Annotated in this window: 1 protein-coding gene; it reads left to right on the top strand. The window is 55.7% G+C overall.

Annotated features, from left to right (window positions below):
* A partial coding sequence (locus tag C1T21_RS26960) for an AMP-binding protein (protein ID WP_146032536.1) occupies positions 1-350 on the top strand: 350 nt, incomplete at both ends.

The raw sequence follows: 350 nt of genomic DNA, 5'->3' as shown, positions 1-350 counted from the left end.
TGCTGGAGCAGGTAACGGCGAACCCGAATATTCCTGTACGTGAGCTGGATGTATTGACCGAGCAAGAACGCGAGCAAATCCTGCACGTGTGGGGAGATACGACAGCGGACTATCCAAGCGAGCAGACTATTCACGGTTTGTTTGAAGCGCAGGCTTTGCTAACACCAGAGCAGGCGGCCTTGTTCTTCGAGGGAGAAGAGCTGACCTACCGCGAGCTGAATGAACGAGCCAACCGATTGGCTCGTACCTTGCGGAGTCATGGCGTGACGAAGGATCGTCTGGTGGGCCTGATGACGGAGCGCTCGGTAGATATGATCGTGGGGATGTTCGGGATTATGAAAGCCGGAGGC

This window comes from Paenibacillus sp. F4, from assembly GCF_002894905.1.
Taxonomy (GTDB): Bacteria; Bacillota; Bacilli; order Paenibacillales; family Paenibacillaceae; genus Paenibacillus; species Paenibacillus polymyxa_B.
Note: the sequence above shows the minus strand (reverse complement) of the source record. Positions and strands in the feature narration are given on the sequence as shown.